General features: G+C 65.5%; 23 protein-coding genes and 1 pseudogene. 8 read left to right on the forward strand and 16 right to left on the reverse strand.

What is annotated here, in order from left to right; genetic code table 11:
- Positions 1-17: 17 nt before the first annotated feature.
- Genes AC5RWO_RS00495 through AC5RWO_RS00505 form a run of 3 tightly spaced genes read right to left on the reverse strand, consistent with a single transcriptional unit; the run spans position 18 to position 4,925 of the window.
- Positions 18-1,193, reverse strand: a complete 1,176-nt coding sequence (locus AC5RWO_RS00495) for an acyl-CoA dehydrogenase family protein (RefSeq protein ID WP_498728588.1) — start codon at positions 1,191-1,193, stop codon at positions 18-20.
- Positions 1,186-3,315, reverse strand: coding sequence for an acetyl/propionyl/methylcrotonyl-CoA carboxylase subunit alpha (locus AC5RWO_RS00500; protein ID WP_498728589.1), 2,130 nt, complete (start codon positions 3,313-3,315; stop codon positions 1,186-1,188). Before AC5RWO_RS00500 ends, AC5RWO_RS00495 begins: the two co-directional genes overlap by 8 nt.
- 5 nt (positions 3,316-3,320) lie before the next feature.
- On the reverse strand, positions 3,321-4,925 hold the full coding sequence (locus AC5RWO_RS00505) for a carboxyl transferase domain-containing protein (RefSeq protein ID WP_498728590.1): 1,605 nt from the start codon (positions 4,923-4,925) through the stop codon (positions 3,321-3,323).
- 210 nt (positions 4,926-5,135) lie between these two features.
- On the opposite strand from AC5RWO_RS00505, the gene AC5RWO_RS00510 reads away from it, so the two are divergent.
- Both AC5RWO_RS00510 and AC5RWO_RS00515 read left to right on the forward strand, forming a co-directional pair.
- Positions 5,136-5,747, forward strand: a complete 612-nt coding sequence (locus AC5RWO_RS00510; protein WP_498728591.1) for an SACE_7040 family transcriptional regulator — start codon at positions 5,136-5,138, stop codon at positions 5,745-5,747.
- Positions 5,748-5,781: 34 nt separating this feature from the next.
- Positions 5,782-6,249 (forward strand): GNAT family N-acetyltransferase, encoded by a 468-nt coding sequence (locus tag AC5RWO_RS00515; RefSeq protein ID WP_139005954.1) that lies wholly within the window; start codon positions 5,782-5,784, stop codon positions 6,247-6,249.
- 5 nt (positions 6,250-6,254) lie between these two features.
- Here the strand turns inward: AC5RWO_RS00515 and AC5RWO_RS00520 are convergent, their stop codons facing one another.
- Genes AC5RWO_RS00520 through pdhA form a run of 3 tightly spaced genes read right to left on the reverse strand, consistent with a single transcriptional unit; the run spans position 6,255 to position 9,774 of the window.
- On the reverse strand, positions 6,255-7,670 hold the full coding sequence (locus AC5RWO_RS00520) for a dihydrolipoamide acetyltransferase family protein (protein ID WP_498728592.1): 1,416 nt from the start codon (positions 7,668-7,670) through the stop codon (positions 6,255-6,257).
- Complete coding sequence (locus tag AC5RWO_RS00525; RefSeq protein ID WP_498728593.1) at positions 7,670-8,680, reverse strand: alpha-ketoacid dehydrogenase subunit beta; 1,011 nt, start codon at positions 8,678-8,680, stop codon at positions 7,670-7,672. The genes AC5RWO_RS00520 and AC5RWO_RS00525 overlap by 1 nt, the downstream gene beginning before the upstream one ends.
- Positions 8,677-9,774, reverse strand: a complete 1,098-nt coding sequence (pdhA, locus tag AC5RWO_RS00530) for a pyruvate dehydrogenase (acetyl-transferring) E1 component subunit alpha (RefSeq protein WP_498728594.1) — start codon at positions 9,772-9,774, stop codon at positions 8,677-8,679. The genes AC5RWO_RS00525 and pdhA overlap by 4 nt, the downstream gene beginning before the upstream one ends.
- A 213-nt stretch (positions 9,775-9,987) precedes the next feature.
- Between pdhA and AC5RWO_RS00535 the strand changes: the two genes are divergently transcribed.
- A complete protein-coding gene (locus tag AC5RWO_RS00535) occupies positions 9,988-10,485 on the forward strand; it encodes an Lrp/AsnC family transcriptional regulator (RefSeq protein WP_498728595.1) in 498 nt (165 codons plus the stop codon).
- A gap of 24 nt (positions 10,486-10,509) precedes the next feature.
- On the forward strand, positions 10,510-11,601 hold the full coding sequence (gene ald / locus AC5RWO_RS00540; RefSeq protein WP_498728596.1) for an alanine dehydrogenase: 1,092 nt from the start codon (positions 10,510-10,512) through the stop codon (positions 11,599-11,601).
- A gap of 6 nt (positions 11,602-11,607) precedes the next feature.
- Here ald and AC5RWO_RS00545 read toward each other — a convergent pair whose 3' ends face one another.
- The 4 genes and pseudogenes from AC5RWO_RS00545 to AC5RWO_RS00560 all read right to left on the reverse strand — a co-directional run bounded on the left by AC5RWO_RS00545 (position 11,608) and on the right by AC5RWO_RS00560 (position 14,638).
- Positions 11,608-12,105 (reverse strand): Rossmann-fold NAD(P)-binding domain-containing protein, encoded by a 498-nt coding sequence (locus AC5RWO_RS00545; protein WP_498729336.1) that lies wholly within the window; start codon positions 12,103-12,105, stop codon positions 11,608-11,610.
- A 13-nt stretch (positions 12,106-12,118) separates the two neighbouring features.
- Positions 12,119-12,472, reverse strand: a pseudogene (locus AC5RWO_RS00550) (NAD-dependent epimerase/dehydratase family protein); the annotation flags it as partial.
- Positions 12,473-12,650: 178 nt separating this feature from the next.
- Complete coding sequence (locus AC5RWO_RS00555) at positions 12,651-14,267, reverse strand: monocarboxylic acid transporter (protein ID WP_498728597.1); 1,617 nt, start codon at positions 14,265-14,267, stop codon at positions 12,651-12,653.
- A complete protein-coding gene (locus AC5RWO_RS00560) occupies positions 14,267-14,638 on the reverse strand; it encodes a DUF485 domain-containing protein (RefSeq protein ID WP_074702747.1) in 372 nt (123 codons plus the stop codon). The genes AC5RWO_RS00555 and AC5RWO_RS00560 overlap by 1 nt, the downstream gene beginning before the upstream one ends.
- A gap of 255 nt (positions 14,639-14,893) precedes the next feature.
- Between AC5RWO_RS00560 and AC5RWO_RS00565 the strand changes: the two genes are divergently transcribed.
- The 4 genes from AC5RWO_RS00565 to AC5RWO_RS00580 all read left to right on the forward strand — a co-directional run bounded on the left by AC5RWO_RS00565 (position 14,894) and on the right by AC5RWO_RS00580 (position 18,886).
- Complete coding sequence (locus AC5RWO_RS00565; protein ID WP_498728598.1) at positions 14,894-16,096, forward strand: histidine kinase; 1,203 nt, start codon at positions 14,894-14,896, stop codon at positions 16,094-16,096.
- Between the two features lie 92 nt (positions 16,097-16,188).
- Positions 16,189-16,908 (forward strand): LytR/AlgR family response regulator transcription factor, encoded by a 720-nt coding sequence (locus AC5RWO_RS00570; protein WP_498728599.1) that lies wholly within the window; start codon positions 16,189-16,191, stop codon positions 16,906-16,908.
- Positions 16,905-17,396 carry a hypothetical protein gene (locus AC5RWO_RS00575; protein WP_498728600.1) on the forward strand — a complete coding sequence of 164 codons (492 nt, stop codon included), beginning with the start codon at positions 16,905-16,907 and terminating at the stop codon, positions 17,394-17,396. Before AC5RWO_RS00570 ends, AC5RWO_RS00575 begins: the two co-directional genes overlap by 4 nt.
- A complete protein-coding gene (locus tag AC5RWO_RS00580; RefSeq protein WP_498728601.1) occupies positions 17,393-18,886 on the forward strand; it encodes a sodium/solute symporter in 1,494 nt (497 codons plus the stop codon). The genes AC5RWO_RS00575 and AC5RWO_RS00580 overlap by 4 nt, the downstream gene beginning before the upstream one ends.
- A 36-nt stretch (positions 18,887-18,922) precedes the next feature.
- On the opposite strand, the gene AC5RWO_RS00585 is transcribed toward AC5RWO_RS00580, so the two are convergent.
- From AC5RWO_RS00585 to rpsB, 6 genes are all read right to left on the reverse strand, one after another.
- On the reverse strand, positions 18,923-19,513 hold the full coding sequence (locus AC5RWO_RS00585; RefSeq protein WP_498729303.1) for a DivIVA domain-containing protein: 591 nt from the start codon (positions 19,511-19,513) through the stop codon (positions 18,923-18,925).
- A 113-nt stretch (positions 19,514-19,626) separates the two neighbouring features.
- On the reverse strand, positions 19,627-20,553 hold the full coding sequence (locus AC5RWO_RS00590; protein WP_498728602.1) for a phosphatidate cytidylyltransferase: 927 nt from the start codon (positions 20,551-20,553) through the stop codon (positions 19,627-19,629).
- A complete protein-coding gene (frr, locus tag AC5RWO_RS00595; protein WP_074702753.1) occupies positions 20,553-21,110 on the reverse strand; it encodes a ribosome recycling factor in 558 nt (185 codons plus the stop codon). Before frr ends, AC5RWO_RS00590 begins: the two co-directional genes overlap by 1 nt.
- Before the next feature lie 113 nt (positions 21,111-21,223).
- Positions 21,224-21,973: a UMP kinase gene (gene pyrH, locus AC5RWO_RS00600; RefSeq protein WP_498728603.1), complete on the reverse strand. Its 750-nt coding sequence runs from the start codon at positions 21,971-21,973 to the stop codon at positions 21,224-21,226.
- Between the two features lie 178 nt (positions 21,974-22,151).
- Positions 22,152-22,991, reverse strand: coding sequence for a translation elongation factor Ts (gene tsf, locus AC5RWO_RS00605; RefSeq protein WP_498728604.1), 840 nt, complete (start codon positions 22,989-22,991; stop codon positions 22,152-22,154).
- Between the two features lie 126 nt (positions 22,992-23,117).
- Positions 23,118-24,014: a 30S ribosomal protein S2 gene (gene rpsB / locus AC5RWO_RS00610; RefSeq protein WP_498728605.1), complete on the reverse strand. Its 897-nt coding sequence runs from the start codon at positions 24,012-24,014 to the stop codon at positions 23,118-23,120.
- Between the last annotated feature and the right edge of the window lie 47 nt (positions 24,015-24,061).

The raw sequence follows: 24,061 nt of genomic DNA on the forward strand, positions 1-24,061 counted from the left end.
TCGTGGCTGGTGCGCGGTCAGAGCCCCAGTTCGCGGGCGATGAGCATCAGCTGCACCTCGGTGGTCCCTTCGCCGATTTCAAGAATCTTCGAGTCCCGGTAATGCCGTGCCACCCGGGATTCGTTGATGAACCCGAACCCGCCGAAGATCTGCGTGGCGTCGCGGGCGTTGTCCATGGCCGCTTCGCCTGCCACCATCTTTGCAATAGCGGAGTGGGTTTTGAAGGGCTTGCCGGCAAGCATCCGCGCCGCGGCGTCGTAGTAGGCCAGCCGGGCGGTGTGGGCGCGGGCCTTCATGCGGGCGATCTTGAACTGGATCGCCTGGAAGGAACCGATATTGGTCCCGAAGGCCTGGCGGTCCTTGGCGTACCGCACCGATTCGTCCACGCAGCCCTGGGCCGCGCCGGTGGCGAGCGCGGCGATCGCGATGCGGCCCTCATCCAGGATCTGCAGGAAGTTGGCGTAGCCCCGCCCGCGCTCCCCCAGGAGGTTGGCTTCGGGCACGTGCACGTCCTTCAACGTGAGCGGATGCGTGTCCGACGCATTCCAGCCGACCTTGTTGTAGGCCTTCTCCGCGGTAAAGCCGGGCGTGTCCGTAGGCACCAGGATGGTGGAGATTTCCTTCTTGGTGGTTCCGTCCTGCCGCTCCGAGGTGCCCGTGACCGCCGTAACGGTGACCAGCTTGGTGATGTCCGTGCCGGAGTTGGTGATGAACTCCTTGTTCCCGTTGATGACCCATTGGTTGCCCTGGTCCCCTGCCGCCAGCTGGGCCCGGGTCTTGGTGCCGCCCGCGTCCGATCCGGCCTCGGGTTCTGTCAGGCCGAAGCCGGCGAGCGCCTGGCCGCTGGCGAGCATGGGAAGCCACGCAGCCTTCTGCTCCTCGGTGCCGAAGCGATAGATCGGCATGGCGCCCAGCGAGACGCCGGCCTCCAGCGTGATGGCCACCGACTGGTCCACCCGGCCCAGCTCCTCCAAGGCCAGCGCCAGCGCGAAGTAGTCCCCGCCCATGCCGCCGTATTCTTCAGGGAAGGGCAGCCCGAAAAGGCCCATCTCGCCCATCTGTTTGACCACCTCGTAGGGGAAGGTGTGGTCTTCGTCGTGTTTGGCAGACACCGGGGCCACTACTTGGTCGGCGAAGTCCCGGACGGTGTCCACCAGGTCCTGGTGGTCCTCGCTGAGGGAAAAATCAGGCATGCTCGGCTTCCTTCTGTTCCGTTGCTTCCGTCCCGCCGGCAGGATCTGCTGCGGCGACGACGGCGACAATCTGGCCGGCTTTGACCAGATCGCCGGGTTTGAGATGGACACTTACTTCTCCGGCCACGGCCGCGGTGAGCTGGTGCTCCATTTTCATGGCTTCCACGGTCAGCACGGTCTGCCCGGCCTCGACGTGGTCCCCGTTGCTCACGGCGACGGCGGTCACGGTGCCCGGCATCGGCGAGCGCACCTCGGGTGACAGCTCGCCCTCCTCGCGGTGGATCGGCTCCAGCGCCTCGGCCAGGCGGCGCTTCCGGTCCCGTACCGTCAACGCGGCACTGAAGCCGGCGTCGGCGAGCCAGATCGTCCCGGTGCCGGGATCGACAGCGTGGCGGAAGGGCTTGCGCACCCCATTGACGACGGCGGCGCCCGCCTCATGCTCAAGGCTCACCGTAAAGCTGCCGCCGGCTACTTCCGCGCGGAAGCTTGCCAGGCTGCCCGGGCTCCCGGAATCCAGCCGGGTCAGCGCAACCTCGCGCGGTTCCCCGTGGGGCATGGCAAAATTGACCACGGTGGGCACGGCGCCGCCCACCCGCCAGCCATCGCCGGCGGCCCACGGGGAACCAGCCCGCAGGGAGCCAGACTGCGGGGAACCAGCCCTCAGGGACTCCGGCGACCCGGTTTCCTGGGCGCCCCGTCTGCCCTCCAGCCAGGCCACCCCGGCAACCGCGAGTTCGCCGTCGCTGATCCGGCGGAACGCCAGGTGCGGCAGTTTCCGTTCGATCAGCGTGGTGTCCAGGCGGCCGGCGCGCACGTCGTCGTCGTTCAGGAGCAGCCGCAGGTACTCGACGTTGTTGGGCACGCCCAGCACCACGGTCTCCCCCAGCGCCCGGTCCAGCCGGTCCAGCGCCTCCTCCCGGTCCTCGCCCCAGGCAATGACCTTGGCGAGCATCGGGTCGTAGCTGCTGGAAATTTCGAGCCCGGGCAGCAGCGAACTGTCCACCCGGACGCCGTCGCCGGATGCTTCGTGCAGCGCCAGCACCGTACCCGCGGAGGGCAGGAAGTCCTGTTCCGGATTCTCCGCATACACGCGCGCTTCCACCGCATGTCCGATGAGAACGACGTCGGACTGGGCTATCGTCAACTGCCCGCCTGCTGCGATGCGCAGCTGCCATTCGACCAGATCCAGCCCGGTGACCAGTTCCGTCACCGGGTGCTCCACCTGCAGCCGGGTGTTCATCTCCATAAAGTAGAACTCGTCCGGCGCCTCGTCGGAGACCAGGAATTCGACCGTGCCGGCCCCGCTGTAGTCCACACTGCGGGCGGCGTTGCAGGCGGCCTCGCCGATCCGGGCGCGGGTGGCCTCGTCCAGCAGCGGCGAGGGGGCTTCCTCGATCACCTTCTGGTGCCGGCGCTGGAGGGAACACTCGCGTTCGCCCAGGTGGATGATGTTGCCGTGGTTGTCGGCCAGAACCTGCACCTCAATATGGCGCGGGCTGCGGATCAGCTTCTCCAGGAACAACGTGTCGTCCCCAAAGGCGGACGCAGCCACACGGCGGGCGGTGGCCAGGGTCGCCGGCAGCTGGTCCGGGCGGTCGACAACGTGCATGCCCTTGCCGCCGCCTCCGGCCGAGGGCTTGATCAGCAGCGGGTAGCCCACGCCGTCGGCCGCATTGACCAGCTGCTCATCGCTCAGCCCGGGTTCGGCCAGGCCGGGTACCACCGGCACTTGGTAGCCGGCCACGTGGTTCTTGGACCGGATCTTGTCGCCCATGACGCCGATGGCCTTCACATTCGGCCCGATGAAGGTGATGCCGGCGGCCTCCAGCGCCTCGGCAAAGGCGAGGCTTTCGCTCAGGAAGCCGTAGCCGGGGTGGACGGCCTCGGCACCGGTTTGGCGGCAGGCGGAGATGATGGCCTCGATTTTCAGGTAGCTGGCCGTCGGCGCCGGCGGGCCGATCCTGACCGCAAGGTCGGCTTCGCGCACGTGCCGGGCATCGGCGTCGGCGTCGGAATAGACGGCGACCGTTCTGATGCCCAGCCGGCGGCAGGTGCGGATCACCCGGCAGGCTATTTCCCCGCGGTTGGCGATCAGTACCGTAGTGAAGAGCTGTTCGGGCATGGCGCTCACATTCTGAACAGGCCGAAGGACGTCTCCGGCAGCGGCTGGCGGGCACAGACATCCAGCGCGAGGCCAAGGACCCGGCGTGTGTCCGCCGGGTCGATGATCCCGTCATCCCAGAGCCTGGCGGTGGAATAGTACGGGTTGCCCTGCGCCTCGTACTGCTCGCGGATGGGCGCCTTGAAGGCTTCCTCCTCCGCGGCCGGCCATTCGCCGCCCGCGGCTTCGATCTGGTCGCGCTTGACCGTGGAGAGTACCGACGAGGCCTGGTTGCCGCCCATCACCGAGATCCGGCTGGCCGGCCACATCCAGAGGAAGCGCGGCGAGTAGGCGCGCCCGCACATGGAGTAGTTGCCCGCGCCGAACGAGCCGCCGATGATGACGGTCAGTTTGGGCACGCGGGCGGTGGCGACGGCGGTGACCATCTTGGCACCGTGTTTGGCGATGCCGCCTGCCTCGTAATCGCGGCCGACCATGAACCCGGAGAGGTTCTGCAGGAAAACCAGCGGGATGCCGCGCTGGTCGCAGAGCTCGATGAAGTGGGCCCCCTTGAGGGCGGACTCGCTGAACAGCACGCCGTTATTGGCCACGATCCCGACCTGATGCCCGAGGATCCGGGCGAAGCCGGTGACCAGCGTGGCCCCGTACTCCCGCTTGAACTCGTGGAACAGGCTCCCGTCAACCACCCGGGCGATTACCTCCCGGACGTCGTAAGAGGCGTTCACATCCGTGGGGACCGTCCCGTAGAGCTCCGTGGGATCGGCCGACGGCGGTTCGGCGGCTGCCACGTTCCAGGCCGGCTCGACTACGGGCAGGGTGGAAACGATGTCGCGGACGATTTCCAGGGCGTGCTGGTCCGTTTCGGCCAGGTGGTCCGTTACGCCGGAGACCTTGGCATGGACGTCCCCGCCGCCGAGGTCCTCGGCACTGACCACTTCGCCGATGGCTGCCTTCACCAGTGGCGGACCACCCAGGAAGATGGTGCCCTGGTTGCGTACGATGACGGTTTCGTCGCTCATCGCCGGCACGTAGGCCCCGCCGGCCGTGCAGGAACCCAGGACGGCCGCGATCTGCGGAATCTTGCGCGCCGAGAGATTAGCCTGGTTGTAGAAGATCCGGCCGAAATGCTCCCGGTCCGGAAAGACCTCGTCCTGTTTGGGCAGGAAGGCTCCGCCGGAATCCACCAGGTAGATGCACGGCAGGTTGTTTTCCAGCGCCACTTCCTGGGCCCGCAGGTGCTTCTTCACCGTCATCGGGTAATAGGTTCCGCCCTTGACCGTGGCGTCATTGGAGATCACCAGGACATGGCGTCCGTGCACGAGCCCGATCCCGGTGGTGATCCCGGCGCCGGGCGAATCGCCGTCGTACATTCCGTCCGCGGCCAGCGGTGAGAGCTCCAGGAAGGGGCTGCCCTCGTCCAGCAGTGCATCGACGCGCTCGCGCGGCAGCAGTTTGCCGCGGTCCACGTGGCGCCGCCGGGATTTTTCCGGACCGCCAAGCGCCGCCGTCGCGAGCTTGCCGCGCAGTTCCTCAACCAGTGCGCATTGCGCGGATTCGTTCTCCAGGTAGCCCGGGCTGGTAGTGTCCACCCGGGAAGGCAGTGTCTCCATCGACATCTTTCTTCGCGCGGTAGGTGCCGTTTTCCAGTCCCGCTGCTGTTCAGCAAGCTGGCCAACGAACACGCTTTTGGTTAGTCTGTACTAACTGAAATTCAGGTTAGTTCGCGTTAACCGGATTGTCCAGCATTCATCCGAACAGGAGGGACGTACGTGTCCCCTAGCTCAGCCACCGGAACCGGCTCACCAGCGGGCCCAGGGCCTGTGGCCAGTGCCGACACGGGCAGGGTCACCGGCCGGAGCCTGGCGAAGGCCTCGCGCCGCGCGGCCCTGCTGAGCGCCGCCGCGAAACTCTTCGCGGAGCGCGGCTTCAACGGCGTCTCGATCGAGGACCTCGGCTCCGCCGCGGGTGTCAGCGGTCCCGCCGTCTACCGGCACTTCAGCAGCAAGCATGCCGTGCTGTCCGCCCTGCTGACCGGGGTGAGCCAGGACCTGCTCGATGGCGGAAAGGCCGTGGTTGAAAATTCCCCCGGTCCCGAAGAGGCCCTGCGCGGACTGATCGAATTCCAGGTGGACTTTGCTCTGCGCAATCCGGACGTCATCCGTGTCCACGACCGCGACCTGGACAGCCTGCCGCCGGAGGATTCACAGACCGTGCGGGCCCTCCAGCGGGCCTACGTCGAAGTCTGGGTTGCTGTCCTTTCCCGGTTGCTTCCCGAGCACGAGCCCGCCCGCTTGCGGGTGCGTGCCCATGCCGCCTTCGGCCTGATCAACTCCACGCCGCACACCACCCACCGGGGCAAAGCGGTACGCGACAAGGCGTGGCGGCGCAATCTGCTGGAAACAATGGCATGGGCGGCACTGAAAGCCGAGTAGGCTTCAATAAAGACCCCTAGCCGAAAGGTTCGCCATGATTGAGCTTCGCCCCGTGGAACCTGCCGACCTCGACAAGTTCTTCGAGTACCAGCAGGATCCCGACTCCAACCGTATGGCTGCTTTCACCGCCAAAAATCCCTCCGACCGTGGAGTTTTCAACCACCACTGGCAGAACATCCTCAACGACGAGGCCATCACTGTCCGCACCGTCACCGCCGACGGCGAAGTGGTTGGCAGCGTCATGGCCTACCCCTCCGACGGCTACCCGGAACTGACGTTCTGGACCGCGAAGTCGCACTGGGGGCACGGCATCACCACGGCAGCGGTGGAGAAGTTCCTCGGCGAATTCACCGCCCGCCCCATCCGCGCACGGGCCGTCAAAGACAACCTGGGCTCCATCAAGGTCCTGGAGAAGGCCGGCTTCAAGGCCATCGGCGAGGCCCAGGGCTTTGCCAATGCCCGGGCCGCCGTGGTCACCGAAGAAATCCTGGAACTGGTCTAGCCCCCTCACACCATCGTCAGGACCATCCCCGGCTCGGCCAGGATGGTCCCGACGTCGGCCAGGAACGTCGCCCCCTGCTGTCCGTCCACGAGGCGGTGGTCAAAGGACAGGCTGAGCGTGACAACCTGGCGCAGGGCAATGCCGCCCTGGTATTCCCAAGGTTGCCTGCGGACCGCGCCCATGGCCAGGATCGCTGCCTCCCCCGGATTGATGATGGGGGTGCCGGCGTCGATGCCGAAGACACCGATGTTCGTGATCGAAATGGTTCCGCCGGACAAGTCTGCCGGGACTGTCTTCCCCGATCTTGCCGCGCCCGTCAGCTCCCCCAGTGCCTGTGCGAGTTGACGCAGGTCCATTGTGTGGGCGTCCTTGATGTTGGGCACGATCAGTCCGCGTTCGGTCGCGGCGGCGATGCCCAGATTCACATAGTTCTGCCGGATGATCTCCTGGTTGTCGTCGTCCCAGCGCCAGTTCAGCGAGGGATTACGCTCCAGCGCGATACACACAGCCTTGGCCAGGACGGTCAACGGCGTGACCTTGATGTCCCTGAAGGCGCGGCTCTCCCGCAGTTTGGCCAGCAGCTCCATCGTCGGCGTGACATCCACGGTCAGGAACGACGTGGCATGCGGGGCAGTAAACGCACTGGCCACCATGGCGGCGGCGGTATGTTTCCGCACGCCCTTGATCGGAATGCGGCTTTCGCGCTCCGCGGCACCCGCCAGCCATCCGCCCGCACGCGCCGCGGCGGCTGCAGCCAGCTGCTCCTTACCTCGTTCGCCGGCCTCCGCAGTAGCGCCGGCGTGGAAACGCTCGACGTCGGCCCGCTTGATCAACCCCTGCTCACCCGTTCCGGTTACCTTAGCGAGATCAATACCCAGATCCCGGGCCAGCTTGCGGACCGGAGGAGTGGACCGCGGCCGCTCCTGCACGGATTCCGCCCCCTCCCCGGCAGGCCTGGCGGTCGCTGCAACAACGGATTCGCGTGCCCGAGGCGTGCTGGCCGCCGTAACCGCTCCCCCTGCGTCCACGGCACCAGCACGACGGCGGCGCCTGGGCGCGCCTGCTGCTTCGGCCCGTGCGCCGTACCCCACCAGATTCGCCTCGCGGCCACCCGCCGTGGCGGTTGTCGACCCGTCCGACGATTGGCGACCGGTGCCGTTCTCGGACGGGTCGCCGGAGCCGGCCACTTCGAAGGAGACAATCGGTTCTCCCACGTTGACCGTACTGCCCGGCGCTTCATGCAGGGCGGTGATAACGCCGGCAAACGGGGACGGCAATTCCACGACGGCCTTGGCGGTTTCTACTTCGCCCAGGATCTGGTTCAGCTCCACCCTGTCGCCCTCGGCAACGTGCCAGCTGACGATTTCCGACTCCGTGAGACCTTCGCCCAGATCCGGCAGCTTAAAGACCTTGATTCCCATCAATTCCCCTCCAGCCCGCTGAGCGAATTCGTCCGGCCCAGGACGCGGTCCACGCCGTCCAGAATCCGGTCCAGATCGGGAAGATGGTGGTGTTCCATCTTTGCCGGCGGGTAGGGAATATCGAATCCGGTGACACGGACGGGTGCGTGTTCCAGATGGTAGAAGCACCGTTCGGTGATGCTCGCCGCCACCTCCGCACCGAGCCCTCCGGTCATGGCCGCTTCATGGGTGATGACCAGGCGGCCGGTCTTGCGGACCGAGCTCTCCAGCGTGGCGAAGTCCAGCGGGGAAAGCGAGCGCAGGTCGATGACTTCCACCGAGATACCTTCTTCCCGCGCGGCCAGGGCAGCGTCCTTGGCAACCTGCACCAGGGCGCCGTACGCCACCAGGGTCACGTCTTCGCCGGGGATCTCCACGCGAGCCTGCTCGAGGGAGAAGGATTCCAGGTCAACCTCTTCGTCCACCTCCCCCTTGACGTGGTACCGCCGCTTGGGTTCGAAGAAGAGCACCGGGTCATCGCAGGCTATGGCCTGCTGGATCATCGCGAATGCATCCTGCGGGTTGGATACCGAGATCACCCGCAGACCGGAGGTGTGCATGAAATAAGCCTCCGGCGATTCCGAATGATGCTCCGCCGCTCCGATTCCGCCGCCGAACGGAACCCGGATAGTCAGAGGCATCTTGACCCTCCCCTGGGTGCGGTAGTGCAGTTTGGCTACCTGGCTCACTATCTGGTTGAACGCCGGATAGATGAACCCGTCAAACTGTATTTCGCACACCGGCCGGTATCCGCGGTACGCCATACCCACGGCTGTACCCAGAATGGCGGATTCCGCCAGCGGGGCATCGATGACCCGGTGGGCACCGAAGTCTTTCTGCAGTTCATCGGTAATGCGGAAGACACCGCCCAGCTTGCCGATGTCTTCGCCGATCAGCACGACCTTGGAATCGTGTTCCATCGCCTTGCGCAGGCCGGTATTGATAGCCCGGCCAAAAGTCATGGTGCTCATCGTGTGCCTCCCCCTGCCGCCTCGAACGAGGCAAGATAGCGGGAATAGTGCTCCCGTTGGCGCTCCAGCACCGGGTGCGGTGTGGTGTAGACGTTGTTGAAGACGTCCAGTTCGCCGGGCTCGGGCAGGGTCACGCAGCCGTGCCGCAGTAGCCCGGCGACCTCGTCCGCCTTGGCGTTCACCCGGTCGGTGAAGTCACCGGCCAACAGCCCTTCGGCGTCCAGCAGTCTGGCCAGCCGGTCGATTGGATCGCGGCCCTTCCAGTCTTCAAGTTCGTTCGGGTCCCGGTATCTGGTGGGATCGTCCGCCGTCGTATGCGGACCCATGCGGTAGGTGACCGCCTCGATAAAGCTCGGCCCGCCGCCGCTGCGCGCCCGCTCCAGCGCCTCGCGCGTCACGGCCATGCAGCCGAGGACATCGTTGCCGTCCACACGCACGCTCGGAATACCGAAGCCGGGGGCACGGTCCGCGATGTCCCGCTGCGCCTGGAGGGTGACCGGTTCCGAAATGGCCCACTGGTTGTTCTGGCAAAAGAAGACCACCGGCGCCTGGAAGCTGGCCGCGAAGACCATGGCCTCGTTGACGTCGCCCTGGCTGGTGGCCCCGTCGCCGAAATACGCTACGGCCACGGAGTCTGCGCCGTCGAACTTGGTGGCCATGGCGTAGCCGGTTGCGTGCAGGGTCTGGGCCCCAATAATTACCTGCGGCGTGGCCATGTTGATCTCATACGGGTCCCAGCCGGAGGGTGCGTTCCCGCGCCAGACTCTGATCATGTCCGTGTAGTCGACCCCGCGGCAATAGGCCACGCCATTCTCGCGGTAGCTGGAAAAGACGAAATCGTCCTGGCGGAGCGCGCGCCCCGATCCGATCTGCGCCGCCTCCTGTCCCAGCAACGGGGGCCAGAGCGCCAGTTCACCCTGTCGCTGCAGGGCGGTCGCCTCCTGATCTACCCGGCGCACCACCACCATGTCTTCGTACAGCCCCTGGAGGCGGGCCCCGTCGATATCCGCTACCCATTCATCGTAAGGACCGGCAGCCCGGGTTCCCTCCGGTGTCAGCAGCTGGACGAGATTTTCCCCGGATACTGACCTCATGCCATGTAAGGACACTTGATGCACGCAACCTTTTCTCGTTGTGTCGGTCCCGCGGATCTTGTGGATCCGGCGGCACCTTTGCAGACCTTCCGGCGCCTTTGCCGGCAGGTAGTTGTGACGATACTCACAGAATGCAGCAAGCGCAATATCCCCACTCAAAACTGGGCATTATGCTCTGTCGCAGCGGTTTTGACCGTGCTAACGTTGCGCATTATGCAGCCTCTGGATGGCACCGACACACGATTGCTGATGGCCTTGGCGCAGGACCCGCGGCGTACCGTCGTGGCCCTGGCCCAAGAGCTGGGCCTGTCGCGCAATACGGTCCAGGCTCGCATGAGCCAGCTGGAGAAAAAATCTGTTTTCCTCTCCTTCGACCGCCGCATCAGTCCGGCTGCCCTCGGCTACCCGCTTGCTGCCTTCATCCACATCCATGTCCAGCAGCCCAAGCTGGAGCAGATCACTAACGAGCTGGCCCTGATTCCCGAGGTACTGGAGGCTTTCGGCATCACCGGACAGGCCGACATCCTGGCCCGGGTAGTCTCCACCGGCGCCGAAGACCTGTTCCGGATCAACGGGAAGGTCCTCGCCATCGACGGCGTGGAGCGCACGGACACTTCGCTGGCCATGCATGAGCTGGTGCCGTTCCGCATCGGGCCGCTGCTGCAGCGCACCGGTGAAAGGCAGCGCACCGGTGGACCGGACGCGGACTGACGTAGAGAGAAAGGCCAAGATGCCATGCGAGTCGGTGTTCCCCGTGAAGTAAAGAACAACGAGTTCCGGGTCGCCATTACTCCATCCGGTGTGCACGAGCTAACGCTGGCCGGCCATGACGTGCTCGTAGAAACCGGGGCAGGCAACGGCTCCTCCATCATGGACGAGGATTATGCCGCCGCCGGCGCCACTGTGCTCGGCTCGGCGGACGAGACGTGGGCGCGGGCCGAGATGGTGCTGAAGGTCAAGGAACCGGTGGCGGAGGAATACCACCGGCTGCGCGAGGACCTGACCCTCTTCACCTACCTCCATCTGGCCGCCGATGCGGCGCTGACCAAGGAATTGTGCGACCGCGGCGTGACGGCAGTGGCCTACGAAACGGTACAACTACCGGACCGCTCGCTGCCGCTGCTGGCGCCGATGTCCGAGGTGGCAGGCCGGCTCGCACCGCAGGTCGGGGCCTACACACTGATGAAGTCCCAAAGCGGGCGCGGGATCCTGCTCGGCGGCATCCCCGGCACGCACGCGGCCAACGTCGTCGTTATCGGTGCCGGCGTGGCGGGCTCCAACGCGGTTTCCATCGCCGTCGGAATGCGGGCGAATGTCACGGTGCTGGACACGAACGTCCGCCGGCTGCAGGAACTCGACGACCTCTACCAGGGCAGGGTCAATACCATCGTCAGCAATGCCTTGGAACTCGACGCCGCAGTCAGCGACGCGGACTTGGTCATCGGCGCGGTGCTGGTGCCGGGGGCCAAAGCGCCCAAGCTGGTCAGCAACGAACTGGTCAGCCGGATGCGGTCGGGGGCGGTGCTGGTGGACATCTCCATCGACCAGGGCGGCTGTTTCGAGGACTCCCGTCCCACCACCCACGCGTATCCCACCTATCCGGTCCACGACACGATGTTCTACTGTGTGGCCAACATGCCCGGGGCGGTGCCGCGCACCTCTACCTACGCGCTGACCAATGCCACCCTGCCCTATGTGAAAGCGATAACGCAGGACGGGTTGGACGCGGCCGCCCGCAGATTGCCGGAGCTGTTGCCCGGCATCAACACCCGGGACGGCCGCATTGTCTCCGAGCCGGTACGGCTGGCCCACCCGCAGCTGGCCTGACCCCGGCTACGCCACGGCGTATTTGGCCGGCAACCGTCCGGACTCCACCAGCCACCGGACAGTGTCCCGGATCGTTTCGTCAAAGGGCCGGGCGTGCACATCGAACTCGTCGCTGGCTGCCGACGTATCGAACTCCGTGCCGCGGCGGAGGATGTCGATACTCTCCGCATAGGCCGGCAGCGTCCACCGTCCGGGCAGCCGGCGCTGGAGCAGTCCCATGGGCTGCAGCATCGCCAACATCATCGAGGCCGGTACCGTCACGAACGGATACCTGCGCCCCGTCACCCGCTCGAGCGCGCCGAAGATCATCTTGCCGTCCACGAAGTGGCCGGGAACCACATAGCGCCGCGGTTCGCGGCTCTTGTTGACGACGGCGGCAACCAGCGCCGCGACGTCGCGCACGTCTGTGTAGTGGGTACGGCCGGAGGGCCAGGTTGGCAGCCGTCCGGCCGTCACCCAGCGGAAGCGATGGATCGGTGCCGCCCTTCCGGACCAGAACGGCATAGGTGGAAATGTGCACCACCGGTGAAAGCTGGGCCCGGACAGCCTCGCCCAGGACGTTCTCCGCCGCCTCTACATTGGTCCGCTGGATCTCGGCGGACCGCCGCGGATCCAGCGAATAGATGGCTGCCGCATGAACGACGGCGTCACATCCGTTAACGGCGTCCCTCACCGCCTGTGGATCCAACACATCGCCCACGACGACGTCCTGCTGGGCGGCAGCAACGACGTCGGCGCCAAAGGGTGCCAGCGAGGCCTGCGTTTTGTCCTGGTCACGCACCAGCAGCCGCACAGTATGCCCCGTCTGAACCAACGCCGACACAATATGGCAGCCGACGAAACCCGTGCCACCGGTCACCAGGACTCTCATGCCCCAAGCATGGACCCCTTGCACACGCCTGCATAGACGCCGTCGGACTTGGAAATTCCCCGCGCGCCCAAAGACGTATCTGGAAACCGCCTGGAAAGCACGAAGCGGGCCCGGAAATGTCCGGGCCCGCCGTGTTGCCGTATGGCTGTATCTGCCGTACAGCAGTGCTGCCGTCCGGCTAGTGGTCGACTGCCTTTTCGGCGCCGACGCCGGTCAGTGAACGGACTTCCATTTCCGCCTGCTTGGCCGGATCCTCGACGCGCTTGTCGAGGACCGTGCCCAGCCAGCCGAGGAAGAACGCCAGCGGGATCGAGATGATGCCCGGGTTCTTCAGCGGGAACCAGGCGAAGTCCGCACCCGGGATCATCGAGGTCTCCGTGCCGGAAACCACCGGGGAGAACGCGATCAGGAACAGCGCAGCGGCCAGACCGCCGTACATGGACCAGATGGCGCCTTGGGTGGAGAACTTCTTCCAGAACAGCGAGTAGATGATGGTCGGCAGGTTCGCCGAAGCCGCCACCGCGAAGGCCAGCGCCACCAGGAAGGCGATGTTCTGGCCCTGGGCGCCGATGCCACCCAGAATGGAGAGGACACCGATGACCACCACGGTGCGGCGGGCAACCTTCACCTCGCCGTCGGCGTCCACCTGGCCCTTGCGGACCACGTTGGCGTAGATATCGTGCGCAAAGGAGGCCGCGGCTGTGATGGTCAGGCCGGCCACCACGGCCAGGATGGTCGCGAACGCCACGGCGGAGATCAGTCCCAGCAGCAGCGGGCCGCCGAGCTCGAACGCCAGCAGCGGTGCAGCGGAGTTTACGCCGCCGGGAGCGGCCTCGATGACATCCGGTCCGATCAGCGCGCCGGCACCGTAGCCGAGCACCAGGGTGAACAGGTAGAAGGCGCCGATCAGCCAGATTGCCCAGACCACGGACTTGCGGGCCTCCTTGGCGGTCGGAACGGTGTAGAAGCGCATCAGCACGTGCGGCAGCCCAGCGGTGCCGAGGACCAGTGCCAGGGCCAGCGAGATGAAGTCGAACTTGGAGGTTTCGCTGGCACCGTACTGCATTCCCGGATTCAGGATGTCAGTGGTTCCGGCCGTCGCGGCGGCATCGCCGAGCAGAGCCGAGAGGTTGAAGCCGTACATCGCCAGCACCCAGATAGTCATCACGAACGCACCGGCGATCAGCAGGCAGGCCTTGATGATCTGCACCCAGGTGGTGCCCTTCATGCCGCCCACCAGTACGTACAGGATCATCAGCGCACCGACCACCACGATGACGATGGACTGGCCGAGCCTGTCGTCGATGCCCAGCAGCAGCGAGACGAGTCCGCCCGCGCCGGCCATCTGTGCCAGCAGGTAGAAGAAGCAGACCGCCAGCGTCGTCGTTGCCGCGGCGATGCGGACCGGACGCTGCTTCAGCCGGAAGGAGAGCACGTCCGCCATGGTGAACTTGCCCGTGTTGCGCAGCAGTTCCGCTACCAGGAGCAGGGCTACCAGCCAGGCGACCAGGAAACCGATGGAGTACATGAAGCCGTCATAGCCGTTGATGGCGATCGCCCCGCAGATCCCTAGGAAGGAGGCAGCGGAGAGGTAGTCGCCGGCAATCGCGGTGCCGTTCTGTCCGCCGGTGAAGGAGCGGCCGGCCGCGTAGTAGTCGGCGGCGGTCTTGTTGTTGCGGCTGGCCCGCAGCACGATCACCATGGTGATCGCCACGAAGAGGCCGAAAATGGTGATGTTCAGCCAGGGCTCGCCGACCTGCGTCTCGGCCTGCGTGGTGGTGGTCAAGGGAAGCATCAGTTCTTTTCTCCTGCCTGGGGCTTGACGGCCGCGGACTCAAGCTCGCTGCGCATCTCGGCCGCGATCGGATCCAGCTTCTTGTTGGCGAAGCTGACGTACCACATGGTGATCGCGAAGGTGCTGACGAACTGCAGCAGTCCCAGGATCAAGCCGATGTTGATGTTGCCGATCACCTTGGTGGACATGAAGTCGTGCGCGTAATCCGCCAACAGGACGTAGGCGAAGTACCACAGCAGGAATGCAATGGCCATGGGGAACACGAAGCTGCGGTGCCGGCGCCGCAGCTCCTGGAACTTGGGTTCCTGCTGGACTTTCTCGAAGTCCACGGCTGCCGTGAAATCGGCCTCCGGGGTGGGATTTTGTCCCATGTCTCCTCCTCTTGGGAATTTTTGTGACTGCAATCACTCTCTTATGTGATTCAGTACATGTCTTCATGCCGGGCGGGAGCGATCGGTGAACGGCAACCGGCCTGCGGTGAACGGCGGCCCGCTGCGACGAACAGCATGCGACGAGGGAACTTCCCTGCGCCGGCGCGGCAGCGGCCGCGCGCTTTCCGGCGTCCTACGGTTCAACCAACGACGGCGGCGCCCGGGTGACGCCATCACGAGAGTTATCGTTGAGGAATGTTCAGCACGGCCGTCGACATCGCGCTCATTGTGGCCATCGCGGCCGTCACGGTGGCGGTCATCGCACTGATCGGCTTCAAGCTCGCCCGCTCCAGCCGGGATCTGGGGTCCGAGGCCGAGCTGGCCACGTACACCACCTTGCACACCGCCGGCCTGGCGGCGCCGTTCCTGCGCACCGGGCTCTCCCCCGCCGGCGCCGGCAAGGCCGCCCGCTACCTGCGCGAAATGCTCGGCAGCAACGATCTGGTCATCACGGACGAGTCCTCGATGCTGGCGTGGGACGGCGCCCACGGACCGCGGGAAGAAGAGGCCATGGCGCTGGCGCGCAAGGTGCTGGACAGCGGCCGGACCCAAGTCTTCCGTAAGCCCAGGCTCGCCGTTCCAGGCGCGGATCTGCGCGAAAACCCCGTGACGGAGGCCGTCTTCTCCCCCATACAGGTGCAGGACCGGGTGGTGGGGACGGTCGGTGCCTACACGGAGCATGTCGGGGCATCGCTGGTCCGGGCCGCGAATGAGGTAGCCGGCTGGGTAGCCACGCAGATCGAGCTGGCGGAACTGGACGCCTCGCGCACCTTGCTGATGGAGGCCGAAGTCCGGGCCTTGCGCGCGCAGATCAGCCCACACTTCATCTACAACTCGCTCAACGCCATTGCGTCGTACATCCTCACCGACCCGGTGCGCGCCCGCGAACTGGTCATCGAGTTCGCCGACTTCACCCGCTACTCGTTCCGGCGCCACGGCGACTTCACCACCGTGGCTGAGGAACTGACATCCATCGACCGCTATCTGCTGCTGGAACGGGCGCGTTTCGGCGACCGTCTCAAGGTCAGCCTGCAGATCGGCCCCGAAGTGCTCAGCACGGTAATTCCTTTCCTGTCCCTCCAGCCGCTGGTGGAGAACGCGGTCCGGCACGGCCTGGAGGCGAAGGAGGGCACCGGCCACATCACCATTACCGCCCACGACGCCGGCGCCTACGCCGTCGTCACTATCGAGGACGACGGCGTGGGGATGGATCCTGAGCATCTGCGGCAGGTGCTCGCCGGGCATACCGAGGGCGATCACGTGGGCCTGCGCAACGTGGACTCCCGGCTGCGGCAGGTGTACGGGGACGAACATGGCCTGGTGGTGGAAACCGCTCCCGGCCAAGGCACCCTGATCACTATGCGCGTGCCCAAGTTCCAGCCGGACAACGTCGTCTAGTCGGAAGACAATCCCTTCCAGGCGGTGACAGTCCGGTCCAGGCGGCGCCGTGCAAGCGGGGCATGAGTGCGTGACGCAATAGACTGTCATGCATGGTCAACGTTGTCATCGCGGATGATGAATTCCCTGCCGTCGAGGCCCTTGCCTACCTGCTGTCCCGGGATCCGAGGATAGAAAACATCTACAAGGCCATGAGCGGTGCCGAGGCATTGCGGGCACTGGAAAACCACGATGTTGACGCGCTGTTCCTGGACATCCACATGCCAGCACTTTCCGGGCTGGACATTGCCCGTGTCATCTCGCGCTTCAGCCGGCCGCCCGCCGTCGTATTTGTGACCGCCGACGAGGACCAGGCGCTGCAGGCGTTCGAACTGGCCGCGGTGGACTACCTGCTCAAGCCGGTCCGGCCGGAGCGGCTGGCCGAGTCCGTACGCCGGATCTGCGAGCTGATCGAAGATGGCGACACCAAACCCGAGGTCATTACGGTGGACCAGGGCGGCATTACCAAGATGATCAGGCGCGACGAGATCAAGTATGTACAGGCCCAGGGTGACTACGCCCGGCTGCACACGGCCGAAGCCAGCTACCTGATCCGGGTTCCGCTGAACGATCTCGAGCAGCAATGGGAGGACGCCGGCTACTTGCGCATCCACCGCTCGTATCTGGTGGCCATGAACCAGGTACAGCAGGTGCGCCTCACGGCCGGCAAAGCATCCGTGCTGATCAACGGCGCCGAACTGCCGGTAAGCCGGCGGCATCTGCCGGCCGTGCGGGACAAGCTCGAAGCCAACCGGGTCAGGCCGCGCGGATGACCGGACAGCCCGAACGGCCCAAGGATCAACCGGACCGGTCCGCACCGCTGGAAGGCGTCCGTGAACCGCGCGCGGACCGTCCCGAGCGTGTGCGGGTGACGGCGCCGCGGTCCAAAGCACCGCTGGCGCCGGGCCGCTACAGCGTTTCGCGTGAGCTGGCTGAGCAGTCCGAGGTCGGCGAAATCTTCATCCGGTCGCTGATCCGCTCCCAGCTGCGGCTGGCGCTGGTGGTCGCCGGCGGATTCGGCGTGATCCTGGCCGGAGTGCCGGTGCTGATGGTCCTCTTTCCGCGCATCAACGACATCACGCTGTTCACCGTCCCGCTGCCCTGGCTGCTGCTGGGCGTGGGCATCTACCCGGTCATCCTGGTCAGCGCAGCGCTCTACAACCGCGCCGCGGCCAGGAACGAGCGCCGCTTCCGCCAACTGGTGGACGATGACCGCCTTGCCCGCCCGGTTTGGCCGGGCTCGCCGGGAGGGGCTGAATGAGCCCGGCGGTCGGTCTTGCCGCGCTGGCCGCGGTCTGCGCGGCAACCGTGCTCATCGGCGTCTATGGGCTGCGGATCTCGCGCACCACCGGGGACTTCTACGTTGCCTCGCGCACGGTGCGGCCGTGGTGGAACGCCTCGGCGATCGGCGGCGAATACCTCTCGGCTGCCAGTTTCCTGGGCGTGGCCGGGCTGATCCTGGTCTCGGGCATCGATGCCCTGTGGTTCCCCATCGGCTACACCGCCGGCTACCTGATGCTGCTGCTCTTTGTCGCGGCCCCGCTGCGCCGGTCCGGGGCCTACACCATTCCGGATTTTGCCGCCGCCCGGCTGGATTCGCGCCCGGCCCGCACCGTCACCAGCCTGCTGGTGGTTATCGTCGGCTGGCTCTACATCGTCCCGCAGCTCCACGGCGCCGCGCTGACCGTACGGATCACTACCGGCCTGCCCGGCTGGGTGGGCGCCGCCGCCGTCGTTGTTGTGGTGGTGCTTTCGGTGGTGACCGGCGGGATGCGCTCGATCACCTTTGTGCAGGCCTTCCAGTACTGGTTGAAACTAACCGCGCTGGCCGTGCCGGTGATCTTTGTGCTGCTGGCCCTCGGGAGCGCTTCGCAACCGATTACCGACGGCGGCGCGGTCTTCCACAGCGACCTCGATGTCTCCGACGAGGCGTCGCTGTACCGCAACATCTCGCTGATCACCGCGCTGCTGTTCGGCACGCTGGGCCTGCCGCACGTGCTGGTGCGTTTCTATACCAACCCGGACGGCCCCAGCGCCCGGCGCACCACGGTCATTGTGCTGGGGCTGCTCTCGCTGTTCTACATTTTCCCCACGCTGTACGGCGTGCTTGGCCGGATCTACACGCCGGATCTGGCCACCGGCAGCCAGGCGGATGCGACGGTCCTGCTGCTGCCGGCCCGGATTTTCGACGGCGCCGCCGGGGACCTGCTCTCGGCCCTGGTCATTGCCGGCGCATTTGCCGCGTTCCTGTCCACCACGTCGGGCCTGGTGGTGTCGCTGGCCGGCGTGGTCAGCCAGGACCTGTTCCGGGGCAGCGTCCGCGGTTTCCGCTGGGCCGCCGCACTCTCCGCCGTCGTGCCGTTGGGGGTAGCGCTGGCCACGGACTCGCTGGCGCTGGCCGGGAGTGTGGGCACGGTGTTCGCCTTCACCGCTTCCACTATCTGTCCGTTGCTGCTGCTGGGCATCTGGTGGCGCGGGCTGACCGATGCCGGAGCCATCGCCGGCATGGTCACCGGGGCGGTGCTGTGCGGGGCGGCGGTCATGCTCGCCGCGTTCGCCGGGAGTGCGTTGGGCCGGTTCGAGGAACTGCTCGCCCAGCCGGCGGCCTGGAGCGTGCCGGTGGCGTTCATGGTCACCATTGCAGTGTCGAAGCTGACGGCGTCGCGCCGACCCCTGACCGTGGCGCGGGTGATGGCGCGGCTGCACTCGCCCGAACACCATCACCCGGCGCCGCGCACGGTGGGGCGTTGATGCACGTGGGACATTAACGCACGCGCTTTACGTTAGTCAGTCGATAGCGGCCATGAGTTCGACAACGCGGTCCAGGAACGCATCCACCTGGGTTTCCTCGTAGCCGTCCGGGCCCTTGGCCTCGCGGAACACCGAACGGCGGACAATGTCGACGCTCAGCGGCTGGTCGTTTTCAAAGTAGGCCAGCAGTTCGGAGCACAGCGCGTCCACGTCCTGCACGTTGTAGCTGGTGGCATTGCGCTTGGCGGGACGGCGGAACCGGTCCCCGGGCTCGCGGTGGAGCCGGGCGCGGAGCACCGCCGAAACGCGGCCGATCTGGGCCAGCCAGGCCTGCTCTCCCTCGGCGGCGATCAACGCGTCGCGCTCACGCTGGGCGAAGACATCCTCCAGACGGTCCAACGCGGAGTCGACCGCACGCGGGTCATAACCGCCGCGGGCAGGTTCAAAAGTCATCGCGCGCACGTCGCGGCTGGTGATCTGCCCGCTGTCCGGGTCGTTGGCGTTGTAGTACTCCCGGGCGCGGGCCAGGAACTGGTCCACCTGGCGGACGTTGTAGCCTTGCTCGCGGCGCCCCACGCGCTCGAAGGGTGCGCTGCCCCGGCCAGCCTCATTCTTTTGTCGCACCATCGTCGTCGATGCTTCCCTCTTCAGTAGTGACATCTGCTGTGCCAAACTCCCCAATACCTGTGCCCGGCGTGCCCGCCGGAACGCGTTCTTGAATTATTTATGCGGATGCCCGCTTAGATCGCCCCAGGCGCCAGCAGCACGGCGAGCACATAGGCCACCGGCGCGGCGAAAACGATCGAGTCGAGCCGGTCCATGACGCCGCCGTGGCCGGGCAAGATGTTGCTCATGTCCTTGATGCCGAGCTCGCGTTTGACCATGGATTCGGCCAGATCTCCTGCGCTGGAAGCGGCGACGGTGGCAATAGCCAGCACCAGCCCGAACCACCACTGCAGGTCAAGGATGAACACCGAGCAGAGAATCCCAACAACGACGGCGCCGCCCACCGATCCGGCGAAACCCTCCCAGGATTTCTTCGGGCTGATCTTCGGAGCCATCGGATGCTTGCCGAACAGTACTCCCACCAGATAACCAAAGGTGTCGTTGGAGACAACCAGCAAGAGCATGGTCATCACTTTCAACGCGCCGTTGTCCTCGTCCAGCAGCAGCACAGCAAAACTGATGAACAGCGGTACCCAGCAGAGGACGAACACTCCGCTCATGATGCTGCGCACGGCATCCTGCGCCCGGTCCAGGCATTTGTAGACCATGACCGCAACCGCCGTCGCCACCAGCGCGAATGCCAGCGCTTCCGGGCCCCCGTAGTAGGCGGCGAGCGGCATGGCGAAGGCGCCGGCATACAGCGGCACCTGCGGCACGAAGATGCTCTTGACCGTCAGTGCACGGGAAACTTCCCAGACCCCGATCAGCGCGAAAACCGATACCAGCACCACAAACGCGTCGGGCAGGAAGAAGAGTCCCACCAGGACCGCCACGAGGAGCGCCAGGCCGACGATGATGGCGGCGGGAAGGTTGCGCCCTGCCCGTGAAGGCGTGGCCGCGGCCCGCAGCGCCCGTCGTCCTGGTCCGGCCTTCTGAGACCCGGAACCAGCCTCAGGTGCCGGCGAACCGCCAGCCTGGGTGGAAGGCTGGTCGGTACCCATCAGACTTCGAGCAGCTCAGCTTCTTTGCGCTTGAGCAGCTCATCCACGTTGTCCGTGTGGGCCTTGGTCCGGGCGTCCAGTTCCTTTTCGGCGCGCGCTCCCTCATCTTCACCGATGTCGCCGTCCTTGACCTGCTTGGCGATGTTGTCCATCGCCTTGCGGCGGATATTGCGGATGGAGACCTTCGCGTCCTCGGCCTTGCCCCGGACAATCTTGACGTATTCCTTGCGGCGTTCCTGGGTCAGCTCCGGCAGCACCACGCGGATGACGTTGCCGTCATTGGCCGGGTTGGCTCCGACGTCCGAATCGCGCAGGGCCTTCTCAATGTCGTTCAGCGCCGACTTGTCGAACGGCGTGATGAGCAGGGTGCGTGCTTCCGGGTTCTGGAACGAAGCCAGCTGCTGCAGCGGGGTCGGAGAACCGTAGTAGTTGACGGTGACCTTCGAAAACAATGCCGGGTTCGCGCGGCCGGTACGGATCGTAGCGAAGTCTTCCTTCGCCACTTCCACCGCCTTATCCATCTTCTCGGCAGCCTCTAGCATTGTTTCTTCGATCACGGCGTCTCCTTAGACAATTATGTCCGCCTTCATGGCGGCAAGGACTCTGTTATCCATCCTAGGCTATCCGGAACCGCTGACGGGCAGGCGCTCCGGGTTGTGCGCGGGTGCGCCTAGGCCGACACGAAGGTCCCGATCTTCTCGCCCAGGATGGCGCGGCTGACATTGCCCTCGCCTTCCATCCCGAAGACCACCATGGCCAGCTTGTTGTCCTTGCACAGGCTGAAGGCCGTCTGGTCCATGACACGGATATTGCGGCGCATTGCGTCGTCGTAAGTCAGGCTGTCCAGCTTTTCGGCCGCCGGATCCTTCTTCGGGTCCGCCGTGTAAACCCCGTCTACCCCGTTCTTGGCCATGAGTACGACGTCGGCATGGACTTCCAGCGCACGCTGGGCAGCAACGGTGTCAGTGGAGAAATACGGCAGGCCGGCGCCGGCGCCAAAGATGACCACGCGGCCCTTTTCCATGTGGCGGATGGCGCGGCGGGGAATATACGCCTCGGCAACCTGGCCCATGGTGATGGCACTCTGGACACGCGTGTCCACGCCGGCCTGTTCGAGGAAGTCTTGCAGCGCGAGGCAGTTCATGACGGTGCCCAGCATTCCCATGTAATCGGCGCGGGAGCGGTCCATTCCGGACTGCGAGAGCTCCGCGCCCCGGAAGAAGTTACCGCCGCCGACCACGATCGCAACCTCGACCTGTCCCACAGTTGCCGCGATCTGCTTGGCAATTCCGCGGACGGTGTCCGGATCGACGCCGAGTTTACCCCCGCCGAAAACTTCGCCGGAGAGCTTGAGCAGAACGCGGCGCCGCTTGGGCTCCACCTCGGCGGAATGGGTTTCGGTTGCGTGCTGGGGTTCCATCGTGCCTCCCGGGCGTGCTGTCGGTCCTGGGAAAAAGGACCTGTAGGGCTGAACTGGACTAAAGTCTATGATTCTGGGCAGGAAAAAGGGGCGGCCACCTGTGGGTGACCACCCCCTCCTTGCTACACGGTGCTGCGCCGCGGACGGCGCATGCCATTATTTGCTAAGCGCGATGCTATCAGGCGCCTACGCGGAACCGGGCGAAACCGGATGCGTTTGCACCGGCCTGCTCGAGGACCTTGCCAACGTTGACCTTCGGGTCCTTGGCGAACGGCTGGTCAAGCAGCACGATCTCCTTGAAGAAGCCGTTAAGGCGGCCTTCAACGATCTTCGGCAGCGCAGCCTCAGGCTTGTTCTCGGCGCGAGCGGTCTCGTCGGCGATCCGGCGCTCGTTCTCGACCGTCTCAGCCGGAACTTCTTCGCGGACCAGGTAGGTCGGCGAGAAGGCAGCAATGTGCACGGCCACGTCGTGCGCGGCCTCGACAGCAGCCTCACCCACGGCGTCAACAGCGAACAGCACGCCGACCTGGGCGGGCAGGTCCTTGGACGTCTTGTGGAGGTAGGCGTCAACGGTCTTGCCTTCGAGGCGTGCCAGACGGCGGACAACAATCTTCTCGCCGAGGATTGCGCCCTCTTCGACGACAACCTCGCTCAGCGGCTTGCCCTCGACGTCGGTGGCCAGCAGTGCGTCCAGTTCGGCAGCGCCGGACTCGACGGCAACCGAGAGAACCTTGTCGGCCAGTTCGATGAACTTGGCGGACTTGGCAACGAAGTCGGTTTCGCAGTTGACCTCGACCATGACACCGACGGTTCCGTCGATGACCTTGGCGGCAACCAGGCCCTCGGCGGTGGAGCGGCCTTCACGCTTGGTAGCGCCCTTCAGGCCCTTGATGCGGATGAGCTCCATGGCCTTGTCGGCGTCGCCGTTGGCCTCGTCGAGAGCCTTCTTGACATCCATCATGCCAGCGCCGGTGCGCTCGCGCAGAGCCTTAATATCAGCAGCGGTGTAATTCGCCATTTGGACTCCAGTCCCTCCGTAATAAGTAGTTGTGTATTCCGCCAGTGCGGCCGGCCGAAACTCGGCCGGCCGCACCAGCAGACATCCTCCGCAGGTGGCTAGGTCACCTGCGGCTGAAGATCAGATTTACTTGTCGGTCTCTGCAGCCGGAGCTTCAGCAGCCTCGGCCGGAGCAGCTTCCGCGGCAGGAGCCTCTTCGGCCGGGGCCTCGGCGGCGGGTGCCTCTTCGGTCTTGGCTTCAGCGGCCGGAGCCTCGGAGTTACCTTCGAGCAGCTCGCGCTCCCACTCGGCCATCGGCTCGACGGGTGCCTCGGTGTTGCCGGCAGCCTTGTTCTGGCGGGCGATCAGGCCCTCGGCAACGGCGTCGGCGACAACGCGGGTCAGCAGGTTGACGGAGCGGATGGCGTCGTCGTTGCCCGGAATCGGGAAGTCGACCTCGTCCGGATCGCAGTTGGTGTCGAGGATGGCAACAACCGGGATGTTCAGCTTCTGCGCCTCGTCAACAGCGAGGTGCTCCTTCTTGGTGTCCACGATCCAGACCACGGACGGAGCCTTGGTCAGGTTGCGGATACCGCCGAGGGTGGTTTCCAGCTTGTTCTTCTCGCGCTGCAGCAGCAGGAGTTCCTTCTTGGTGCGGCCGGAGCTGGCAACATCCTCGAAGTTGATCTCTTCGAGTTCCTTCAGACGCTGGATCCGGCGGGAAACGGTCTGGAAGTTGGTCAGCATACCGCCGAGCCAGCGCTGGTTCACGTACGGCTGGCCAACACGGGTGGCCTGCTCGGCGATTGCTTCCTGAGCCTGCTTCTTGGTACCGACGAAGAGCACGGTGCCGCCGTGGGCGACAGTGGCCTTGACGAACTCGTAGGCGCGGTCGATGTAGGACAGCGACTGCTGCAAGTCAATGATGTAGATGCCGTTGCGCTCGGTGAAGATGAAGCGCTTCATCTTCGGGTTCCAACGACGGGTCTGGTGACCAAAGTGAACGCCGCTGTCGAGCAGCTGGCGCATGGTAACGACTGGCATGTCGTCACTCCTTCCGGCAGGATTCCCGGCTTAAGCGCGGGTAGATT

The sequence above is a fragment of the Arthrobacter sp. B055-34 genome, from assembly GCF_059090425.1.